This window comes from Anaerostipes hominis (ex Lee et al. 2021) (assembly GCF_002270485.1).
Lineage (GTDB): Bacteria > Bacillota > Clostridia > Lachnospirales > Lachnospiraceae > Anaerostipes > Anaerostipes hominis.
On sequence record NZ_NQOG01000082.1, the window covers coordinates 1 to 248 of the forward strand.

At 40.7% G+C, this 248-nt stretch carries 1 pseudogene; it reads right to left on the bottom strand.

Going from position 1 to position 248, the window contains the following annotated elements:
- Window positions 1-120 precede the first annotated feature (120 nt).
- Window positions 121-248: pseudogene (locus tag CI597_RS19635) on the bottom strand (IS256 family transposase); the annotation flags it as partial.

Below are 248 nucleotides of genomic sequence, written 5' to 3' on the forward strand. Positions count from 1 at the left end.
CTTTTCTTCCCATGATGAAGTATATCTTTACGGCTGTCAAAACTATGCCGACATTTTTTCAAAAGTATCTGTATGCAGTGGGATTCCTGGAAATGTCGGTATAGTTTTTTTGTCGGTATAAGTTGTGTATATCACCTTCCTGACGGTTGCTGAAAACTTGAAGATGGGAGAAACAGCATCCCAGTTGTCCTTCCAGCGTTTCATCGAATTCGGATATTTGGGTGTCCATTTCTCTGTCACACGTTCAA